The 14715-nt window shown below is 66.3% G+C and carries 17 protein-coding genes and 1 pseudogene; 7 read left to right on the forward strand and 11 right to left on the reverse strand.

Annotated features, from left to right (window positions below):
- The first annotated feature begins 191 nt into the window (after nt 1-191).
- Both GFS60_RS20805 and GFS60_RS20810 read left to right on the forward strand, forming a co-directional pair.
- Nucleotides 192-1211, forward strand: a complete 1020-nt coding sequence (locus GFS60_RS20805; RefSeq protein WP_109333248.1) for a beta-ketoacyl-ACP synthase III — start codon at nt 192-194, stop codon at nt 1209-1211.
- Nucleotides 1212-1348: 137 nt separating this feature from the next.
- Nucleotides 1349-1996, forward strand: coding sequence for a DUF3060 domain-containing protein (locus tag GFS60_RS20810; protein ID WP_159924163.1), 648 nt, complete (start codon nt 1349-1351; stop codon nt 1994-1996).
- A 9-nt stretch (nt 1997-2005) separates the two neighbouring features.
- On the opposite strand, the pseudogene GFS60_RS20815 reads toward GFS60_RS20810, so the two are convergent.
- The 3 genes and pseudogenes from GFS60_RS20815 to GFS60_RS20825 all read right to left on the reverse strand — a co-directional run.
- A pseudogene (locus tag GFS60_RS20815) lies at nt 2006-2759 on the reverse strand (HNH endonuclease family protein); the annotation flags it as partial.
- Nucleotides 2760-2833: 74 nt separating this feature from the next.
- A complete protein-coding gene (locus tag GFS60_RS20820; protein ID WP_159924165.1) occupies nt 2834-3991 on the reverse strand; it encodes an alkaline phosphatase family protein in 1158 nt (385 codons plus the stop codon).
- Nucleotides 3992-4027: 36 nt separating this feature from the next.
- Nucleotides 4028-5383, reverse strand: a complete 1356-nt coding sequence (locus GFS60_RS20825; RefSeq protein ID WP_159924167.1) for a cytochrome P450 — start codon at nt 5381-5383, stop codon at nt 4028-4030.
- 86 nt (nt 5384-5469) lie between these two features.
- Here GFS60_RS20825 and GFS60_RS20830 point away from each other — a divergent pair, with 86 nt between their 5' ends.
- A complete protein-coding gene (locus GFS60_RS20830; RefSeq protein ID WP_159924169.1) occupies nt 5470-6084 on the forward strand; it encodes a TetR/AcrR family transcriptional regulator in 615 nt (204 codons plus the stop codon).
- A 49-nt stretch (nt 6085-6133) separates the two neighbouring features.
- Nucleotides 6134-7057, forward strand: a complete 924-nt coding sequence (locus GFS60_RS20835) for an alpha/beta fold hydrolase (RefSeq protein WP_159924171.1) — start codon at nt 6134-6136, stop codon at nt 7055-7057.
- Nucleotides 7058-7060: 3 nt separating this feature from the next.
- Here GFS60_RS20835 and GFS60_RS20840 read toward each other — a convergent pair whose 3' ends face one another.
- Nucleotides 7061-7834, reverse strand: a complete 774-nt coding sequence (locus GFS60_RS20840) for a VOC family protein (protein ID WP_159924172.1) — start codon at nt 7832-7834, stop codon at nt 7061-7063.
- Between the two features lie 135 nt (nt 7835-7969).
- On the opposite strand from GFS60_RS20840, the gene GFS60_RS20845 reads away from it, so the two are divergent.
- Complete coding sequence (locus tag GFS60_RS20845; RefSeq protein WP_159924173.1) at nt 7970-9256, forward strand: lactate 2-monooxygenase; 1287 nt, start codon at nt 7970-7972, stop codon at nt 9254-9256.
- Nucleotides 9257-9259: 3 nt separating this feature from the next.
- On the opposite strand, the gene GFS60_RS20850 is transcribed toward GFS60_RS20845, so the two are convergent.
- Nucleotides 9260-9547 (reverse strand): LuxR C-terminal-related transcriptional regulator, encoded by a 288-nt coding sequence (locus tag GFS60_RS20850; protein ID WP_201453408.1) that lies wholly within the window; start codon nt 9545-9547, stop codon nt 9260-9262.
- A 125-nt stretch (nt 9548-9672) separates the two neighbouring features.
- The gene (locus GFS60_RS20855) at nt 9673-10755 is read right to left on the reverse strand and encodes a GmrSD restriction endonuclease domain-containing protein (protein WP_159924174.1); all 1083 of its coding nucleotides are present in this window, start codon (nt 10753-10755) and stop codon (nt 9673-9675) included.
- Nucleotides 10756-10892: 137 nt separating this feature from the next.
- Here GFS60_RS20855 and arfB point away from each other — a divergent pair, with 137 nt between their 5' ends.
- Both arfB and GFS60_RS20865 read left to right on the forward strand, forming a co-directional pair.
- Complete coding sequence (gene arfB / locus GFS60_RS20860; RefSeq protein WP_159924175.1) at nt 10893-11354, forward strand: alternative ribosome rescue aminoacyl-tRNA hydrolase ArfB; 462 nt, start codon at nt 10893-10895, stop codon at nt 11352-11354.
- Nucleotides 11355-11425: 71 nt separating this feature from the next.
- Complete coding sequence (locus GFS60_RS20865) at nt 11426-11905, forward strand: sigma factor-like helix-turn-helix DNA-binding protein (RefSeq protein ID WP_159924176.1); 480 nt, start codon at nt 11426-11428, stop codon at nt 11903-11905.
- 7 nt (nt 11906-11912) lie between these two features.
- Here GFS60_RS20865 and GFS60_RS20870 read toward each other — a convergent pair whose 3' ends face one another.
- The 5 genes from GFS60_RS20870 to GFS60_RS20890 form a co-directional block, all read right to left on the reverse strand.
- Entirely contained in the window at nt 11913-12260 is a 348-nt protein-coding gene (locus GFS60_RS20870) for a VOC family protein (RefSeq protein WP_109335346.1), read from the reverse strand.
- A gap of 40 nt (nt 12261-12300) precedes the next feature.
- Complete coding sequence (locus GFS60_RS20875) at nt 12301-12864, reverse strand: SRPBCC family protein (protein WP_159924177.1); 564 nt, start codon at nt 12862-12864, stop codon at nt 12301-12303.
- Complete coding sequence (locus GFS60_RS20880) at nt 12861-13178, reverse strand: ArsR/SmtB family transcription factor (protein ID WP_159924178.1); 318 nt, start codon at nt 13176-13178, stop codon at nt 12861-12863. The genes GFS60_RS20875 and GFS60_RS20880 overlap by 4 nt, the downstream gene beginning before the upstream one ends.
- A gap of 90 nt (nt 13179-13268) precedes the next feature.
- The gene (gene ligD, locus GFS60_RS20885) at nt 13269-14240 is read right to left on the reverse strand and encodes a non-homologous end-joining DNA ligase (RefSeq protein WP_159924179.1); all 972 of its coding nucleotides are present in this window, start codon (nt 14238-14240) and stop codon (nt 13269-13271) included.
- A 46-nt stretch (nt 14241-14286) separates the two neighbouring features.
- Nucleotides 14287-14682: a DUF1801 domain-containing protein gene (locus GFS60_RS20890; RefSeq protein WP_159924181.1), complete on the reverse strand. Its 396-nt coding sequence runs from the start codon at nt 14680-14682 to the stop codon at nt 14287-14289.
- Nucleotides 14683-14715 lie beyond the last annotated feature (33 nt).

The following is a 14715-nucleotide window of genomic DNA, read 5'->3' on the forward strand; positions in this document are numbered from 1 at the left end:
CTAGCAAGTCGGGTCCCGTCGAAGTGCCGCTTCGAGTAGCGCGTTCGTTTCTGTCCGGACACGACGGACCGATGTTACCGACGAGTAACAGTAACCGGTGCTACCCGCTGGGGCGGTGCCGACGTAACGTGTGGAACGAGCAAGTCCACACCGCGCGGAGACGACGCGGGACCTGATGAGGAGATCGATCGATGGGAAAGCAGATTGCCACCCTGACCGGAGGTCGGCAGTCCGCCCTTCTCGGGCTCGGCGTGTACCGGCCGGAACGGGTCGTCACCAATGACGAGATCTGTGAGCTGATCGACTCGAATGACGAGTGGATCCAGTCCCGCTCCGGCATCCGCAATCGCCGCTTCGCCGCGGAGGACGAGAACGTGGTCACGATGTCGATCGCCGCGGGCCGCGAGGCGATCGCGGCGAGCGGTATCGCTCCCGAGCAGATCGGGTGTGTCATCGTCGCCACGTCGACGTACCTCCTGCTGACACCGCCCGCCGCCGCGGTGGTCGCCGACGCGCTGGGGACCAACGGCCCGGGCGCTTTCGACCTCGGGGGCGGTTGCGCGGGATTCTGTACCGCCCTGGCCGTGGCGTCGGACATGGTCCGCGGCGGTTCCATCGACTACGCCCTGGTGGTGGGCGTCGAGAAGATGAGCATCACCACCGACCCCACCGACCGCTCGACCCGATTCATCTTCGGCGACGGCGCGGGCGCCGTCGTGGTCGGCAAGAGTGACGTCGCCGGTATCGGACCGGTGGAGTGGGGGTCGGACGGCTCGCAGGCCGACGCCATCGTGCAGGACCTGGATTGGTACGAATACATCACGACGCCGGGCGCCACCCGCCCGTACATCAAGATGGCCGGAACCGCGGTATTCCGCTGGGCCGCCTTCGAGATGGGCAAGGTGGCATTGCGTGCGGTCGAGAAGGCCGGCATGACCGTGGACGACCTCGATGCATTCGTCCCGCACCAGGCCAATTCGCGGATCACCGAGGTCATCGCTCGGAGCATGAAGCTGCCGGAGAGTGTTCCCGTCTCCGACGACATCGCCGAGAGCGGCAACACGTCGGCTGCCTCGGTACCCCTGGCCATGGAGGCCATGCTGAAGTCCGGCGACACGAAGCCGGGCGACACTGCCCTGCTCCTCGCGTTCGGAGCCGGGCTGTCGTATGCCGCCCAGGTCGTGACGATGCCGGCCCTCCCGAAGAGCTGATCCTGTACCCGACCTCGGGGCCGCGGCGGACTCGTGGCTCCGAGGTTTCGGGCGAGGTCACTGCCGGCTTGTTCTGCGGGCGTGACACCCTCTGTCGCGAAGAGAAGGCAGGGGTCCGGGACGAGGAGGCATGATCGATGAACGTGACACGGCGGGGCGGCGGCATCCGCGTGCCGGTTCTGATCGCTTCCGTCTTCCTGACTGTCGGCGCCGCGTGCCTCACCGGTTGCGGAAACGTGGCGTCGGACGACCGCGCCGCGTCGTCGTCCGGAGATTCGGCTGTCGAGCTGAACGCCGGTGGTGACTGTGCCGGCCGGGATGTCGTCGTCAACCGGGACGGGGCGAGCATCGTGCTCGACGGGGAATGCGGCACGGTCACGATCGAGGCCAACGGCGTGTCGGCCGACATCGGCAGCTCGGACGCCGTGTTGATCCGTGGCCAGGACACCAACGTGATCGGCGGCCGCACCGGCACTCTCACCGTCGCCGGGCGCACCAACAGTGCGAACATCGAGACGGTGGAGGCCATCGAGGTGCAGGGCAACGGTGTGACAGTGGTGGGCAAGAAGGCGGGGCGGATCTCGGTCGCCGGCAGCGGTAACTCGATCACCGTGGACGACTCGGGTGTGACGACGGTGAGTGGCAACGACAACTTCGTGCGCGCACAGGAGATGGACAGTCTGGAGCTGACCGGGTCGAACAACTCGGTGGACTGGGAGGCCGGTGCCGCCGCTCCGGTGTCCGACTCGGGCTCGGAGAACCGGCTCACCGCACCGGGGCAGTAGTCACCGCCCGCCGCACTCGGTGAGCACACCGGCCATGGCGTCGCGTTCGGCTGGGGTGACCCAGAGTCGGTATGCCGCTTTCACTTCCACCTGCCGGGCCACATAAGTGCATCGGTAGTTCTTCAGTGGCGGCAGCCAGGTGGAGGCGTCCGCATCGCTCTTGCGTTGGTTCGTGGGACCGTCCACCGCCTGGAGGTTGCGCGGATCGTTCGCGAGGTCGGCCCGTTGTCTGGGCGTCGAGGAGCTGGGCGCCCTTCTGCCACGCGTCGGACAGCGCGACCACGTGGTCGATCTGTACTGCGTCCGACGTCTTCGGGCCGCGGGTGAAGGCAATGACGCTGCCGGTGTACAGGTCTCGCAGTGTTCCGGACTGCACCACGCAGTTTCGGGTGCGATCCCGGGAGGTGATGTCGACGAGGTCGCGTCGCAGGATGTCGTTGCGGGTGTCGCAGCCGTTGCGGCCGAGTTCGACGGAGACGTTGTCGGTCCAGCTGCTGCCGAAGAGTTCCCGGTCGTATCCGGTCTTGGGGGCGCGGCCCTTGACTTCGAGGGTTGCCAACTGTGCGAACGCCGCTTGTATCTGCTGTGCGTCAGTGGCTTCCGGCAGGACGGCCGGGCCGGTCCCTGCGGCGAGGGTGTCGTCGGACTGCGGGGCCAGCATCGCTGCAAGCACGATGACGGCGATGGCGGCGAGGATCCAGGGCCACCTGCTTCTGACGGTCGAGATGATGGTGCGATGATTCGGTACCGCAGTGCGGGGCATGAATGTCTCCTGGATTCAACAGCGTTCGCTATTTCTATCAGGAGTGGCCCGCAGTGCCGGTGGCCGACCCGGGACTAACCAGCGGTGTGCAGCAGGGGAATCAGCAACTCGTCGTCCGTGAGAGCGCCGTGTTGACCGGGAAGGGCGGACAACCGCGACTCCTTCTTCCGCCGCACCACCGCGACACCGTCCAGTGCGATTGCCACGACGTCACCGATACGCCCGGCGATGTCGGATCGAACGGCGGGGCCGAACAGCCCGGCAGTGATCGCCTCGTCTCTCGTGCCGATCCACATACGGGGGCCGAGTGCTTGCCGCCACCGGGCGGCCACGTCGCCGGCGGCGCCGGTCCGGGTGTGCACGTGTCGGCACCGGGGCTCGCCGGCGAGTGCGATGACGTCGTCCGACAACCTCGAATCCGCATCGAAGTCCAGCTTGTCGACGTCGTCCACGGTGACCATGCCGTGATCGGCGGTGATGTACAGAGTGGGATTTCCGGGCACGGTGGCGAGGGCGCGGGCGAGATTTTCGACGAGTGAGTCGACGATGGCCACTTGCTGTGTCCACGACTCCGATCCCGGACCGTACACGTGTCCGAGGGTGTCGATTTCGCTGAGATAGCAGTAGGTGAGGGTGCGGTCGCCTGCACGGGAGGCGGTGATCACCTGCGCGATCAGATCACCGTACGCATGTATGCCGGTGAAGGTTCCACCGCGCAGCACCGCTCGGGTGAGACCGGACCCGTCGAATTTTGCCGGTAGCACGTTGACGCACCGAATTCCTTCTGCCGCAGCTCGTTCAAACACAGTGGGTGTCGGCAGGGCGACCTCGGGGACGAGGCGTGCGAGTTCGTCGCCTCGGCGCCCCGCCCGCCACGACAACCAATTCAGAGTGCCGGAAACCTCACGGACGTATGACTGGTACCCGGTGATGCCGTGACTGCCCGACGGTAATCCGGTGCCGAGGGAAGCGATGCTGGTTGCCGTCGTGGTGGGAAACCCGGCTCGAATCGGCCGGCCCGCGAGGCTGCACAGAAACGGCGCGTGGTCTCGATGCTGATTCAGTGCGTTCCAGCCCAACCCGTCGAGAAGCAGCACGACGGTGTGCCGACTGTCCGGCAGCTCGAGGGGGTTTGCTTCACCCGCCACCCCGAGCGAGGCCAGAACGGACGGCATCAGGGTGGACAGGGTGGGCTGCGAATACACGTCGAGCGCAGGCGCCGTTGTGGTCATGGGTCCACTATGCGGGATGGACGGCGCCCGTCGTGATCACAACCGGTGACGAAGGTCGACGGGTTGCCCGTCGGAGGGGTACGGCAGGGAGGTGTAGTTGAGCGGCGCGCGGTATCCGGGATCGACGTGCCAGTCGAAGCGCCGGAGCAGGTGATGCATGACCGTCTTGATCTCGGCGCCGGCGAAATGCATGCCGAGGCATTTGTGTACACCCCCGCCGAACGGCTCCCAGGCGTATCGGTGAATCTTGTCTTCCCGTCGCTCGGGTGCGAAACGTTCGGGATCGAACTTTTCCGGATCGGGCCAGTATTCGGCCATGTGGTGGGTGAAGTGCACGACCACCGACACGTACGAGCCACGCGGAATGTAGCGACCCAGCACCTCGGTGTCCTTGACCGCCCGCCGGGACACCACCGGGACGGGCGGCACCAGCCGCATGCACTCCTTCATGACGAGGTCGAGGTCGGTGAGCTCGTCGAGTTGGTCGTAACTCGGTGTGGACGTTCCCAGCGCCGCCGACTGCCGACGGCATCGATCCCGCCATTCTGGATGCTGACCCAGGTATTGCATCATCGTCGACAGCGTGATGGTGGACGTGTCGTGCGCAGCCATCAGCAGAAAGATCATGTGGTTGATGACGTCGTCGTCGCTGAACCGTTCTCCGTCTTCGGATTCGATGTGGCACAGCGTGGTGAACAGGTCATCGCCCGTGCCGGCCCGGCGGGCGGGCAGGTATCGGCGGAAGAACTTCTCGAGGCGGGCTCGCCCGTCGATTCCACGCTTCCAGCGAGTGCCCGGCAACGGGAAGCGAACCACGGAGGTGGCAGCCTGGACGCAATCGATGAAGGCCTTGTTGACCTCGACCATCTCCTGGTGCGACGACCCCTCGGCGCCGCCCATGAAGATGCTCGTGGCCAGATCCAGCGTCAGTTCCTTCAACGCCGGGTACGCGGCGAAGCCTGCACGCGGGTGCCAACCGTCCAGCGCACCCTCGACGGCGGGGTGCAGTGCCTCGGTGTAGCGGGACAGCCGTTCGCGAGTGAACGCCTGCTGCAGTATTCGCCGATGGGCGAGGTGTTCGTCGCCGTCGAGAAGCATGAGGCCGCGGTGGAAGAACGGGCCGATGAGCACGCTCCAGCCGTCACCGTTGGCGAACGCGCGGTCCTTGTTCTGCAGCACCGTCTGGCAGCCGTCCGGCCCCATGACGGTGACCCACCGCTTGCCCGCCATGCTCAGCCACGACACGGGCCCGTACCGCTCCCAGCGGCTTTCGAGCAGTCCCATGGGGTCGCGGATGTAGTCGAGTCCCAGTCCGATGATGGGAAGTCCGGCGTTACCGGCGATGGGACTCAGGGTGCTGTCGGGAGGTGGGGGAGCAAGAAGCTTGGGCATCGGCTCTCCTCGTCGAGGATGTGACAGGACGCTCTGTCAGTTGTCTGTAGTGTGCGTCACACCGGACGGTCTGTCAACATCGAGGAATGACTCAGCCGGCGCGGCAGTACCGCGGCAGAAGTTCGCAGGAGCGGGCCGCAGATCGCCGTGCACGACTGCTGGAAGCGGGGTTGCAGGTCTTCGGGACGGTCGGTGACAAGGCGACCATGACCGCGATCTGTGCAGAGGCAAAACTGACCGAACGATATTTCTACGAGAGCTTCCGCAGTCGCGACGATCTGCTGGTACAGGTCATCGAGGGGATCGCCGAGGAGGTGCGGGAGGCGGCGCACGCCACCCTGCAGACGGTCACCGGCGATCCCGAAGTGCGCGCGCGAGCGGCGATCGCGACGTTCGTGGAGATTCTCACGGAGGATCCGCGGAAGGGGAGGGTGTCGATCATCGAATCGGCGGGTGCCGAACCGCTGCGCACACGACGCCGTCAGTTGCTGCGCGCGTTCGCGTCGATGGTTGCAGAAGAGTCCAAGGCGCTCTACGGGGACCGCGCGTGGTCGTCGCCGCAGGACGAGATCACCGCCCTGCTGTTCGTCGGTGGGCTGTCGGAGTTGATCACCGCGTGGTTGAACGGCGAGATCGAGGTGTCGCCGGAACAGATCGTCGACGCGGCGACCTACCAGTTCACGTCCACCGCCCACCGCTGACCGGGACCTGGTCGAAATCGTGACCGGGGTCACGTGCGAAGCTGTGCGCATGGTCGATATCGCACGCCCGCAGTTGGAGGGCACCGTAGCCGTACGCGAGGGACGACGGATCGGTTTCGCCGAGTTCGGCGCCGCCCAGGGTCGTGCGGTCATCTGGCTGCACGGCACCCCGGGCGCGCGCCGTCAGGTCCCGACCGAGGCCCGGGCGTTCGCCGAGAAGCACCATCTGCGGCTGATCGGCATCGACCGGCCGGGTGTCGGTTCGTCGACGTCCTTCCGGTACGAATCCGTACTCGACTTCTCCGAGGACCTGGGTATCGTCGCCGACACCCTCGGGATCGACCAGATGGCCATTGTGGGGCTGTCGGGCGGTGGCCCTTACACGCTGGGCGCGGCATACGCGATGCCCGACCGCGTGGTCGCTGTCGGCATTCTCGGTGGAGTCGCGCCCACGCAGGGGCCCGACGCCATCCGCAGCGGGCTCATGGACCTCGCGGTGCTGGCAGCGCCGGCATTGGCGGCCGGCGGCATCCCCATCGGGCTGGTGGCCAGTTCCGTCATTCGCTTGGCCAGGCCGTTCGCCTCCCCGATCATCGACCTGTACGGGCGGCTGTCGCCCGAGGGGGACCGGCGCCTCCTGGCCCGCCCGGAGTTCAAGGCGATGTTCCTCGACGACCTGCTCAACGGTGGCCGCAAGCAGCTCAGCGCACCCTTCGCCGACCTGGTGCTGTTCGCGCGGGACTGGGGGTTCCGGGTGAACGAGGTGAAGACTCCGGTCCGCTGGTGGCACGGCGACTGCGACCACATCATCCCGCACCGGCACGGGGAGCACATGGTGTCGATGTTGCCGGATGCCGAGTTTCACACGATGCGCGGCGAGAGTCACCTCGGTGGGCTGGGCATGGCCGAGGAGATCCTCACGTCGCTGCTCGACATCTGGGACGCGCGCGACGCGAACTCGTCCGCGCCGTAGCGGTTACGACGGCATTCCCATGATCTGGAAGGAAGCGCCCAGCGGATCGGCCACCGACGCCAGCCTGCCGAACGGGCTGTCCTCCGGTTCGCGCTGAACGCTTCCGCCCAGCTCGGTCACCCGGGCCACCGCGGCGTCCGCGTCGTCGACACCGAGGTAGAACTGCCAGAACGACGGCACGCCCTCGGGAAGGAATGCGTCGGCATCCATGATGCCCGCCACCATCCGGTCGCCGATCTTCGCCTGGGAATAGCGGAATTCGGCTGAGTCGCCCATGGATTCGTAGGACCAGCCGAACACGTCCGCATAGAACGGAAGCACGGCCGCATAGTTGCGGGAGAGCGTTTCGTGCCAGACGGGGGCTCCCGGTTCGTCGACGAGTCCGAAGCCGCTGTGCTGATCTGCCTGCCAGACCCCGATGACCGCGCCGGCGGGATCGGCGAGGATGGCCATGGAGCCCTGGTCGCCGACGACCATGGGCGGCATCATCACCCGGCCGCCCGCGTCTGCCGCTTTCGCGGCCGTGGCCTGGGCGTCCTCGGACGCGATGTAGTTGGTCCAGATGTTGCCGTAGGGATTGCCGGGCTGCTGCGGACCCAGGCCGGCTATCGGTGAGCCGTTCTTACCGAAGATCGTGTAACCACCATATTCGGGATCTTCATCGGTGTCGGCGGTCCACCCGAACAGGTCGGTGTAGAACGGAATGACCTGTGCGGGGTCGGAACTGGTGAGGTCGATCCAACAGGGTGCGCCGGTGAGGGACTGGCGATCGGGCATCTCGGACTCCTGGAACGTCGGTGGTGGTGGACGCGGCAGTGCTGTGGTGAGACAGGTCTGCAGGAAGTGGTGCCGGTACTGAACATACGCGTCCGATCGACTCTGCGCCTTTGTGCTCTGTGCAAGACTCGGCGCATGGCTGTGAGCGAGAACCAGGACAACCCGGGCCGGGCCCGCCAGAACGTGATCTACCGTGACGGTGTTCTGGGACGCACACCCACTGTCCCGACGGACTTCGCGACGCTCGAACGCCGTGCCCGCAGGAAGATGAGTCCCAAGGCATGGGCGTACGTTCACGGCGGCGCCGGGCTGGGCCGGACCATGCAGGCCAACCGTGAGGCGTTCGACTCATGGCAGATCGTTCCGCGCGTGCTGCGTGACGTCTCCCGCCGCGACATCGGCGTCGAACTGTTCGGACGACGGCTACCCGCACCGGTCCTGCTGGCACCGGTGGGCGCCGCGGAACTGGCGCACCCCGAGGGTGACGTCGCGATCGCGGCGGCGGCCGCCGAACTGGGTGTCCCGTACATCTTCTCGAACCAGGGCTGCGCGCCCATGGAAGACAGCGCCGCGGTGATGGGTGACGCGCCCCGCTGGTTCCAGTTGTACTGGAGCACCGACGACGAGCTGGTCGACAGTCTTCTGCGCCGTGCCGAGAAGATCGGGGCGGATGCTGTGGTGGTCACCCTGGACACGACGATGCTCGGCTGGCGGCCGGAGGACCTCAATCTCGGTTCGCTTCCCTTCGCGCAGGGGCAGGGCATCGCGCAGTACACCTCGGACCCCGTATTCCGCCGCATCGTGCGCGATCGAATCGCGGCGGCAGTGGCCAAGCCCGACGTCGAGGTGACACTCGGCGCGATCCGATCCCTCGTGTCGATGACACGGCGATTCCCTGGCCGGTTCCTCGACAATCTCCGGTCACCGGAGCCCCGCGCGGCTGTCGAGACCTTCCTCGACATCTACTCTCGGCCGTCGTTGAGCTGGAGCGACATCGAGACGCTGCGCGAGCGGACCAGCCTTCCCGTCCTCCTCAAGGGTGTGCTTCATCCGGACGACGCCCGGCGCGCTCTCGACACGGGTGTCGACGGCATCGTGGTGTCCAATCACGGTGGGCGGCAGGTGGACGGCAGCGTCTCGGCACTCGACGCTCTCGCAGACATCGCGCCTGTTGTGGACGGCAGGATGACGGTGCTCCTCGACAGCGGTATCCGTACGGGGGCCGACGTCTTCAAGTCGTTGGCTCTGGGGGCGGACGCGGTCACTCTGGGCCGGCCACACCTCTATGGTTTGGCCCTCGCAGGCCGGGAAGGCGTCCGCGACGCCACCGCGAACGTGATCGCCGAATTCGACCTCACGATGGGGCTGAGCGGGCTGACCTCGATCGGTGAGATCAATCGGGACGCCCTACGGAGGGCGTAGGCCTCAGAGTTCGGCGATGGTGATGATGTCGTCCTGAAGCGCCCGGACCAGCAACGCCGTCTTGGTGGTCGCGTCACGCCCGACCAGCGCGTACTTCTCGCGGATGCGGCTCAGGTGGGTGTTGACGGTGCCGAGAGCGATGTGCAGGTCACCGGCTACGGCGAGCTTGGAATCGCTGCGCAGCCAGTGGCGCAGGACTTCCACCTCACGAGCCGACAGAGCAGGCCTGGTCAGCGCGGCGGGGGCCGTCGGGGGAGAGGGGGTGCCGACTTCGTCGGGGGCAGCGGTCATGCCGATCTCATCTTTCTGACATGTACAACAGATCTACAGGTACCCGACGTCCCTGCAGGCCACTTCACGATAACGGGTGCCGTGGACGCGTGCCTCGTCAGGCTCGGGTCGCAGGCGTATTTCGGTCAGTTCTCGCAGCCGACGCCGTCCCCGTCACGATCGAGGTGTGACGCATAGCCGGGGTCACCCGCGCGCACCGGCGCAGCACCCGCGGCCCGGGCCGCCGAGCAGTTCTTGTAATACACCGCGCTGGGCGGTGCGGGTTCGGCGAAGGGGACAGGCGCTGGAGCCGGCACAGGGGCAGGGGCTGGCGCAGGGGCGGGTGCGGGGGCTGGCACAGGCGCTGGAGTCGGCGCAACCACGGGTGAGGTGCCGCCGCAATCCTGGAGGACCCGCGCTATCGCGTCGCGCTCCGCCTGGGTGACCCACAGCCCGTAGGCCGCTTTGACTTCCACCTGGTCGGCCACGTACGTGCAGCGGAAACCTCGGTTCGGCGGCAGCCACGTCGCGGCGTCACCATCGGACTTCTGCTGGTTGGTGGGGCCGTCGACCGCCCTGAGGTTCCGGGGGTCGTTCGCGAAGTTGCGACGCGTGGCGGTGTCGAGCTGCTGGGCGCCCTTCTGCCACGCGTCGGACAGCGCGACGACGTGGTCGATCTGCACGGCGCTCGAGGTGGTCTCGCCGCGCACGAAGAAGAGGGTGTTCCCGGTGTACGGGTCGTGCAAGGTCCCGCTCTGCACCGCACAGTCACGGGATCCGGGCTTGAACACGATGTTCCGAAGGTCGCGCCGGAGGATGTCGTTGCGTGTGTCGCAACCGTTGTGGCCGCCCTCCACCGTCACGTCGTCCGTCCACGACTGGCCGAAGAGTTCACGGTCGTAACCCGTTTTCGGGGCGCGGCCCTTGATCGCCAGGGTGTCGAGCAGGCGAAGTGCATCGCTCGCTCGTGTCCCGTCGACCATTCGGGGTTCGACGGCGGACAGACCAGGATCCGATGGCAGCGCCGCCTGCGGGGAGGCCGGTGCCGGTGCAGTCGTGGTCGGCGACGCTACCGAAGTTTCGGAGGCGGATACCGCCGCGGCGCCGGCCGAGTGGTCGTCCTCGGTGGGGCTGAGGAACGTGATTGCGGCGATCACCGCGACGATCGCGCCGGTGATCCAAGGCCACTTCCGCCGGGTGGCGGATAAGGGTGGCGGAACGTGAGTCATGCGGTCCTTCGGAAATATTGGAAGTCCGGGGGATATCGTGGCTCGGGGCTTCTCTGTTACGTCGGCGTGCCGCTTCCGGCACTCGTGCGCGGGTTCTGGGATGTGTGCGTTGTCGTCCCCTCGGGCACACTGTGATCATGAGCGACGGGCCCCGGGCACTTCCAGGGAGTGACGTCACCGACGACCTCGAGATCACTCGATCGCTGATCGTTCCTGCCGCAGAGTTGCAGTGGCGGTTCTCTCGCTCGGGCGGTCCCGGTGGGCAGGGCGTCAATACGACGGATTCGCGGGTGGAGCTGTCGATCGACGTGCGCGCGTTGTCGATTCTCACGGCGGGACAGTACGAGCGGTTGCAGGTCGGTCTGGGGCACCGACTCGTCGACGGGGTGGTGACGGTGACTGCCTCCGACACCCGGTCTCAGTTGCGGAACCGCCGAGCGGCACGGGCTCGGATGTCGGCCCTGTTGCGGGCGGCACTCTTGGCCGAACCCCGTCGGCGGCGTCCGACAACCGCGACCAAGGGCTCCCATCGGCGCAGGCTCGAGGCGAAGAAGCAACGCGGACACGTGAAGAACCTGCGACGCAAGCCCGAATTATAGGGACTTCTACGCATCTCGAGATGGGGATAATCCCTGATGTGTCCTCGTCGGAGGTGTCGGAGGATGGACGTATGTTCGGTGACGACGTGCGTTCCGCGGCAACTGCCGCTACATCAGGGGATCGTGCCGGCGTCGAACGGTTGACCACGTTGCTGTGGCCGTACGTGGTGCGGTATTGCCGTGCCAGGTTGGGGAACGGTCGTGAGGCATCGCGTCGGGTCGGTGAGGTGGCACAGGAGGCGTTGCTCGTCGTCGCCCGCGACGTATCTTCGCTTGCTTCTCACGAGTTTCCGGTGCGCGAGGTGTATCGACGGATGGCCCGGACGGTGAACCGTGCCCGCGCCGACGCCGAATTCGGCATTGTCGACGCACCTCGGGAGGTATCGCAGCTCCTGCAGCGCCTACACCCCGTTGCTCGGGAGATCATGCTGCTGAGAGTGATCGACGGACTTTCCGTTCACGACACGGCGGGGGTCGTCGGCGTCCCGGTGGGCCGGGTACTCGTCGTTCAACACGAGGCTCTCCGGGATCTGCGCGGGGCGACTGTGTGAGTGAGCGTTACCGACTTCGGAGAACACAGAATTCGTTGCCCTCCGGATCGGCGAGCACGACCCAACTCTCCTGTCCCTGACCGACGTCGGCGTGTCTGGCGCCCAGGGCGAGGAGTCGCTCGACCTCGGCCTGTTGATCGTCGGGGCGAAAGTCGAGATGCAGCCTGTTCTGTATCTGCTTGGGTTCCGGAACGGCGACGAACAGGATTTCCGGATGGCTCTCCGGGGTCGGCCGGATGTGCACATCCCCTTCGATGTCGGTGACCAACCCCCAGCCCAGGGCGGCCGCCCACCACTGTCCGAGAGCGGCCGGATTCACCGCGTTGACGACAACAGATTCCCATTGCAGTCTCATGGTTTCGACCGTACTGGCGCAGTCGGACACTGTCAGCGGTTCACTCGAGTGTCGGGTCGATCGGCTCGACTCCGAGCAGTGCGGAGTACTGCTCGTTGAGTTCGCGCCAGCCGTAGTTCATTGCGTCACCGCCGACAATGGGCCCGATCGGGCTGCCGCCCAAGAGTGCTTCGGCCACGTCGAAGCACATGTGCCAGCCGGCTGCCGTCATCGCAGTGGTGCGTTTGTCGTCGAGCGTGTGGCGCAGTGTCAGTCGCGTTCCGGACTCGGTTTCGTCGATCTGCCAATGCAGGACGTCGTCGCCCCATGCGTGTTCGAGGACGTGCGGGGCGTCCGCGCGTGTGACGTTGCCGTCGAGTTCGGTTCGCTCTTCCCCGTCGACCATGACGAGCGTGGCGGGGCCAAGTGTTCCGAGGTTGCGGCTCGCCGTGTACGGCGCCCATTGTGGCAGTTCCGCCGGATCGGTCAGTGCTGTCCACAGCGCTGACGGGGAGTGCGGGAACTCGCGAACGAACGTCAGTGTCCACCGGTCGCCCTCCGATGTGGCCTCGACTCGACCGAGTGGCCCGGGGCGGTACGCGCTGCGGCGATTGGACTCTGTCATGTCCTGTTCTCCTTCGAATCGAGGTGATGTCCGAGTGCATCGAGGTGGCGATCCCAGAGTTGGCGGTACGGCCGGAGCCACGCCTCGAGTTCGTCGAACGGGTCACGGTGCAAGCTGTAGATACGGTGCTGCGCCGCCGTGCGGCACGTGACGAACCCCGCCTGGCGCAGTACCCGTAGATGCTTCGACACCGTAGGCTGCGAGAGGTCGAGGACGTCGACCAGCTCGCCGACGCTCGCCTGGCCGCGGCGCAACTGTTCCAGAATCCGACGGCGCTGCGGCTCGGCTACCACGGTAAACACATCGAGCGCCATGGTCTGAGTATGCGCCTTCGGCTATATACGCGTCAAGGCATATGCGCGCGGCTCGCGATCATCGCGCCGGAGGGGTGGTGGCGTCGGCGATCAGTCCTCGGCGCCACCGGGATCGGGTTGGCCGGCGGCTTCGTCCCGCTCCGCCCATTCCAGCAGGGGTGTCAGGGAAAACACCGCATCGTCGATTCCGGCGTGCAGGTCGCCGAGTTTCTCGAAGCGGGCGGGAACTGTGGCGATGGTGAATTCCCGCGGGTCGACGTCGTCGATCTCGTCCCAGGACACCGGCGTCGAGACCGTTGCCTCGGCCACACCCCGCACCGAATACGCACTGGCGATGGTGTGGTCGCGGGCGTTCTGGTTGTAGTCCACGAAAACCTTCTCGGGGTCGCGGTCCTTACGCCACCACGTCGTGGTCACATCTTTCGGCGCCCTCCGCTCGACTTCACGGGCGAAAGCCAGCGCCGCCCGGCGCACGTCGTCGAATCCGTAGTCGGGCTGAATGCGCACGTAGACATGCACGCCGGATCCGCCGGAGGTTTTCGGCCAGCCCGTCGCCCCCAGTTCGTCGAGCACCTCGTGCACGACACCGGCGACGCGCTGCACCCTGTCGAAACCGCAGTCGGGCATGGGATCGAGATCGATCCGCCACTCGTCGGGTTTCTCCACGTCCGCTCGGCGGGAGTTCCACGGGTGGAACTCCACTGCGGACATCTGCACCGACCAGATCACGTCGGCCAGATGCGTCACGCACAACTCGTCGGCGTGACGCCCATAGCGGGGGAACGTCACCCGCACCGTCTGGACCCAATCCGGTGCGCCGCGCGGCAACCGTTTCTGATGAACTTTCTCCCCACTCAGTCCGTCCGGGAAGCGATGGGTCATGCAGGGCCGCTCCCGGAGCGCGCGCACGATGCCGTCGCCGACGCTCAGGTAATAGTTCGCGAGATCGAGTTTCGTCGCCCCCGTGGCCGGAAAATACACGCGCTCCGGATGAGAAATCCGCACGGTGCGATCACCGACCGCCAGCTCGACAGCGGGAGACTTGCTCTTGCCGGTCGCCATGCAGCCAACCTAACCCGCAGAAGGCACCATTCGCGCACTTTCCGAGCTACATCTCCCGCTTCAACTTCCGCCACCCGCCCGCACGGTTATTGGCGATGATCTGCTGAAACATCGCCAGCAGCGGCGGTGCATCGATCTTCTCGCCTTCCCGGAAGGCCACCGTGCGCGCGGTCTTGTTGTCGTGGCCGGCGGTGATGATTCCGTCCGGATCGGCGACGATACCGCCGTCGTACAGGAACACGTTGACATGATCTTTCGCCGCCAGCAGTGCGCACACGTTGCCCTGCAGCACGAAGTACGGCTGGACGGTGCGTTTGATGGTTTCGGTGACCTCCGGATCCGCCTCGTGTACGAGCTCCCGGACTTCCCTGCAGATCGCCTGCTGCCACTCCGGCAAGGCATCGATGTAGGCGTCGACACGCGGATCGGGTGTGTACGTCATCGAAAACACGATAGCGCCGAAATACTCGATCGG

Source organism: Rhodococcus sp. WAY2 (assembly GCF_009859915.1).
GTDB lineage: Bacteria > Actinomycetota > Actinomycetes > Mycobacteriales > Mycobacteriaceae > Rhodococcus_F > Rhodococcus_F oxybenzonivorans.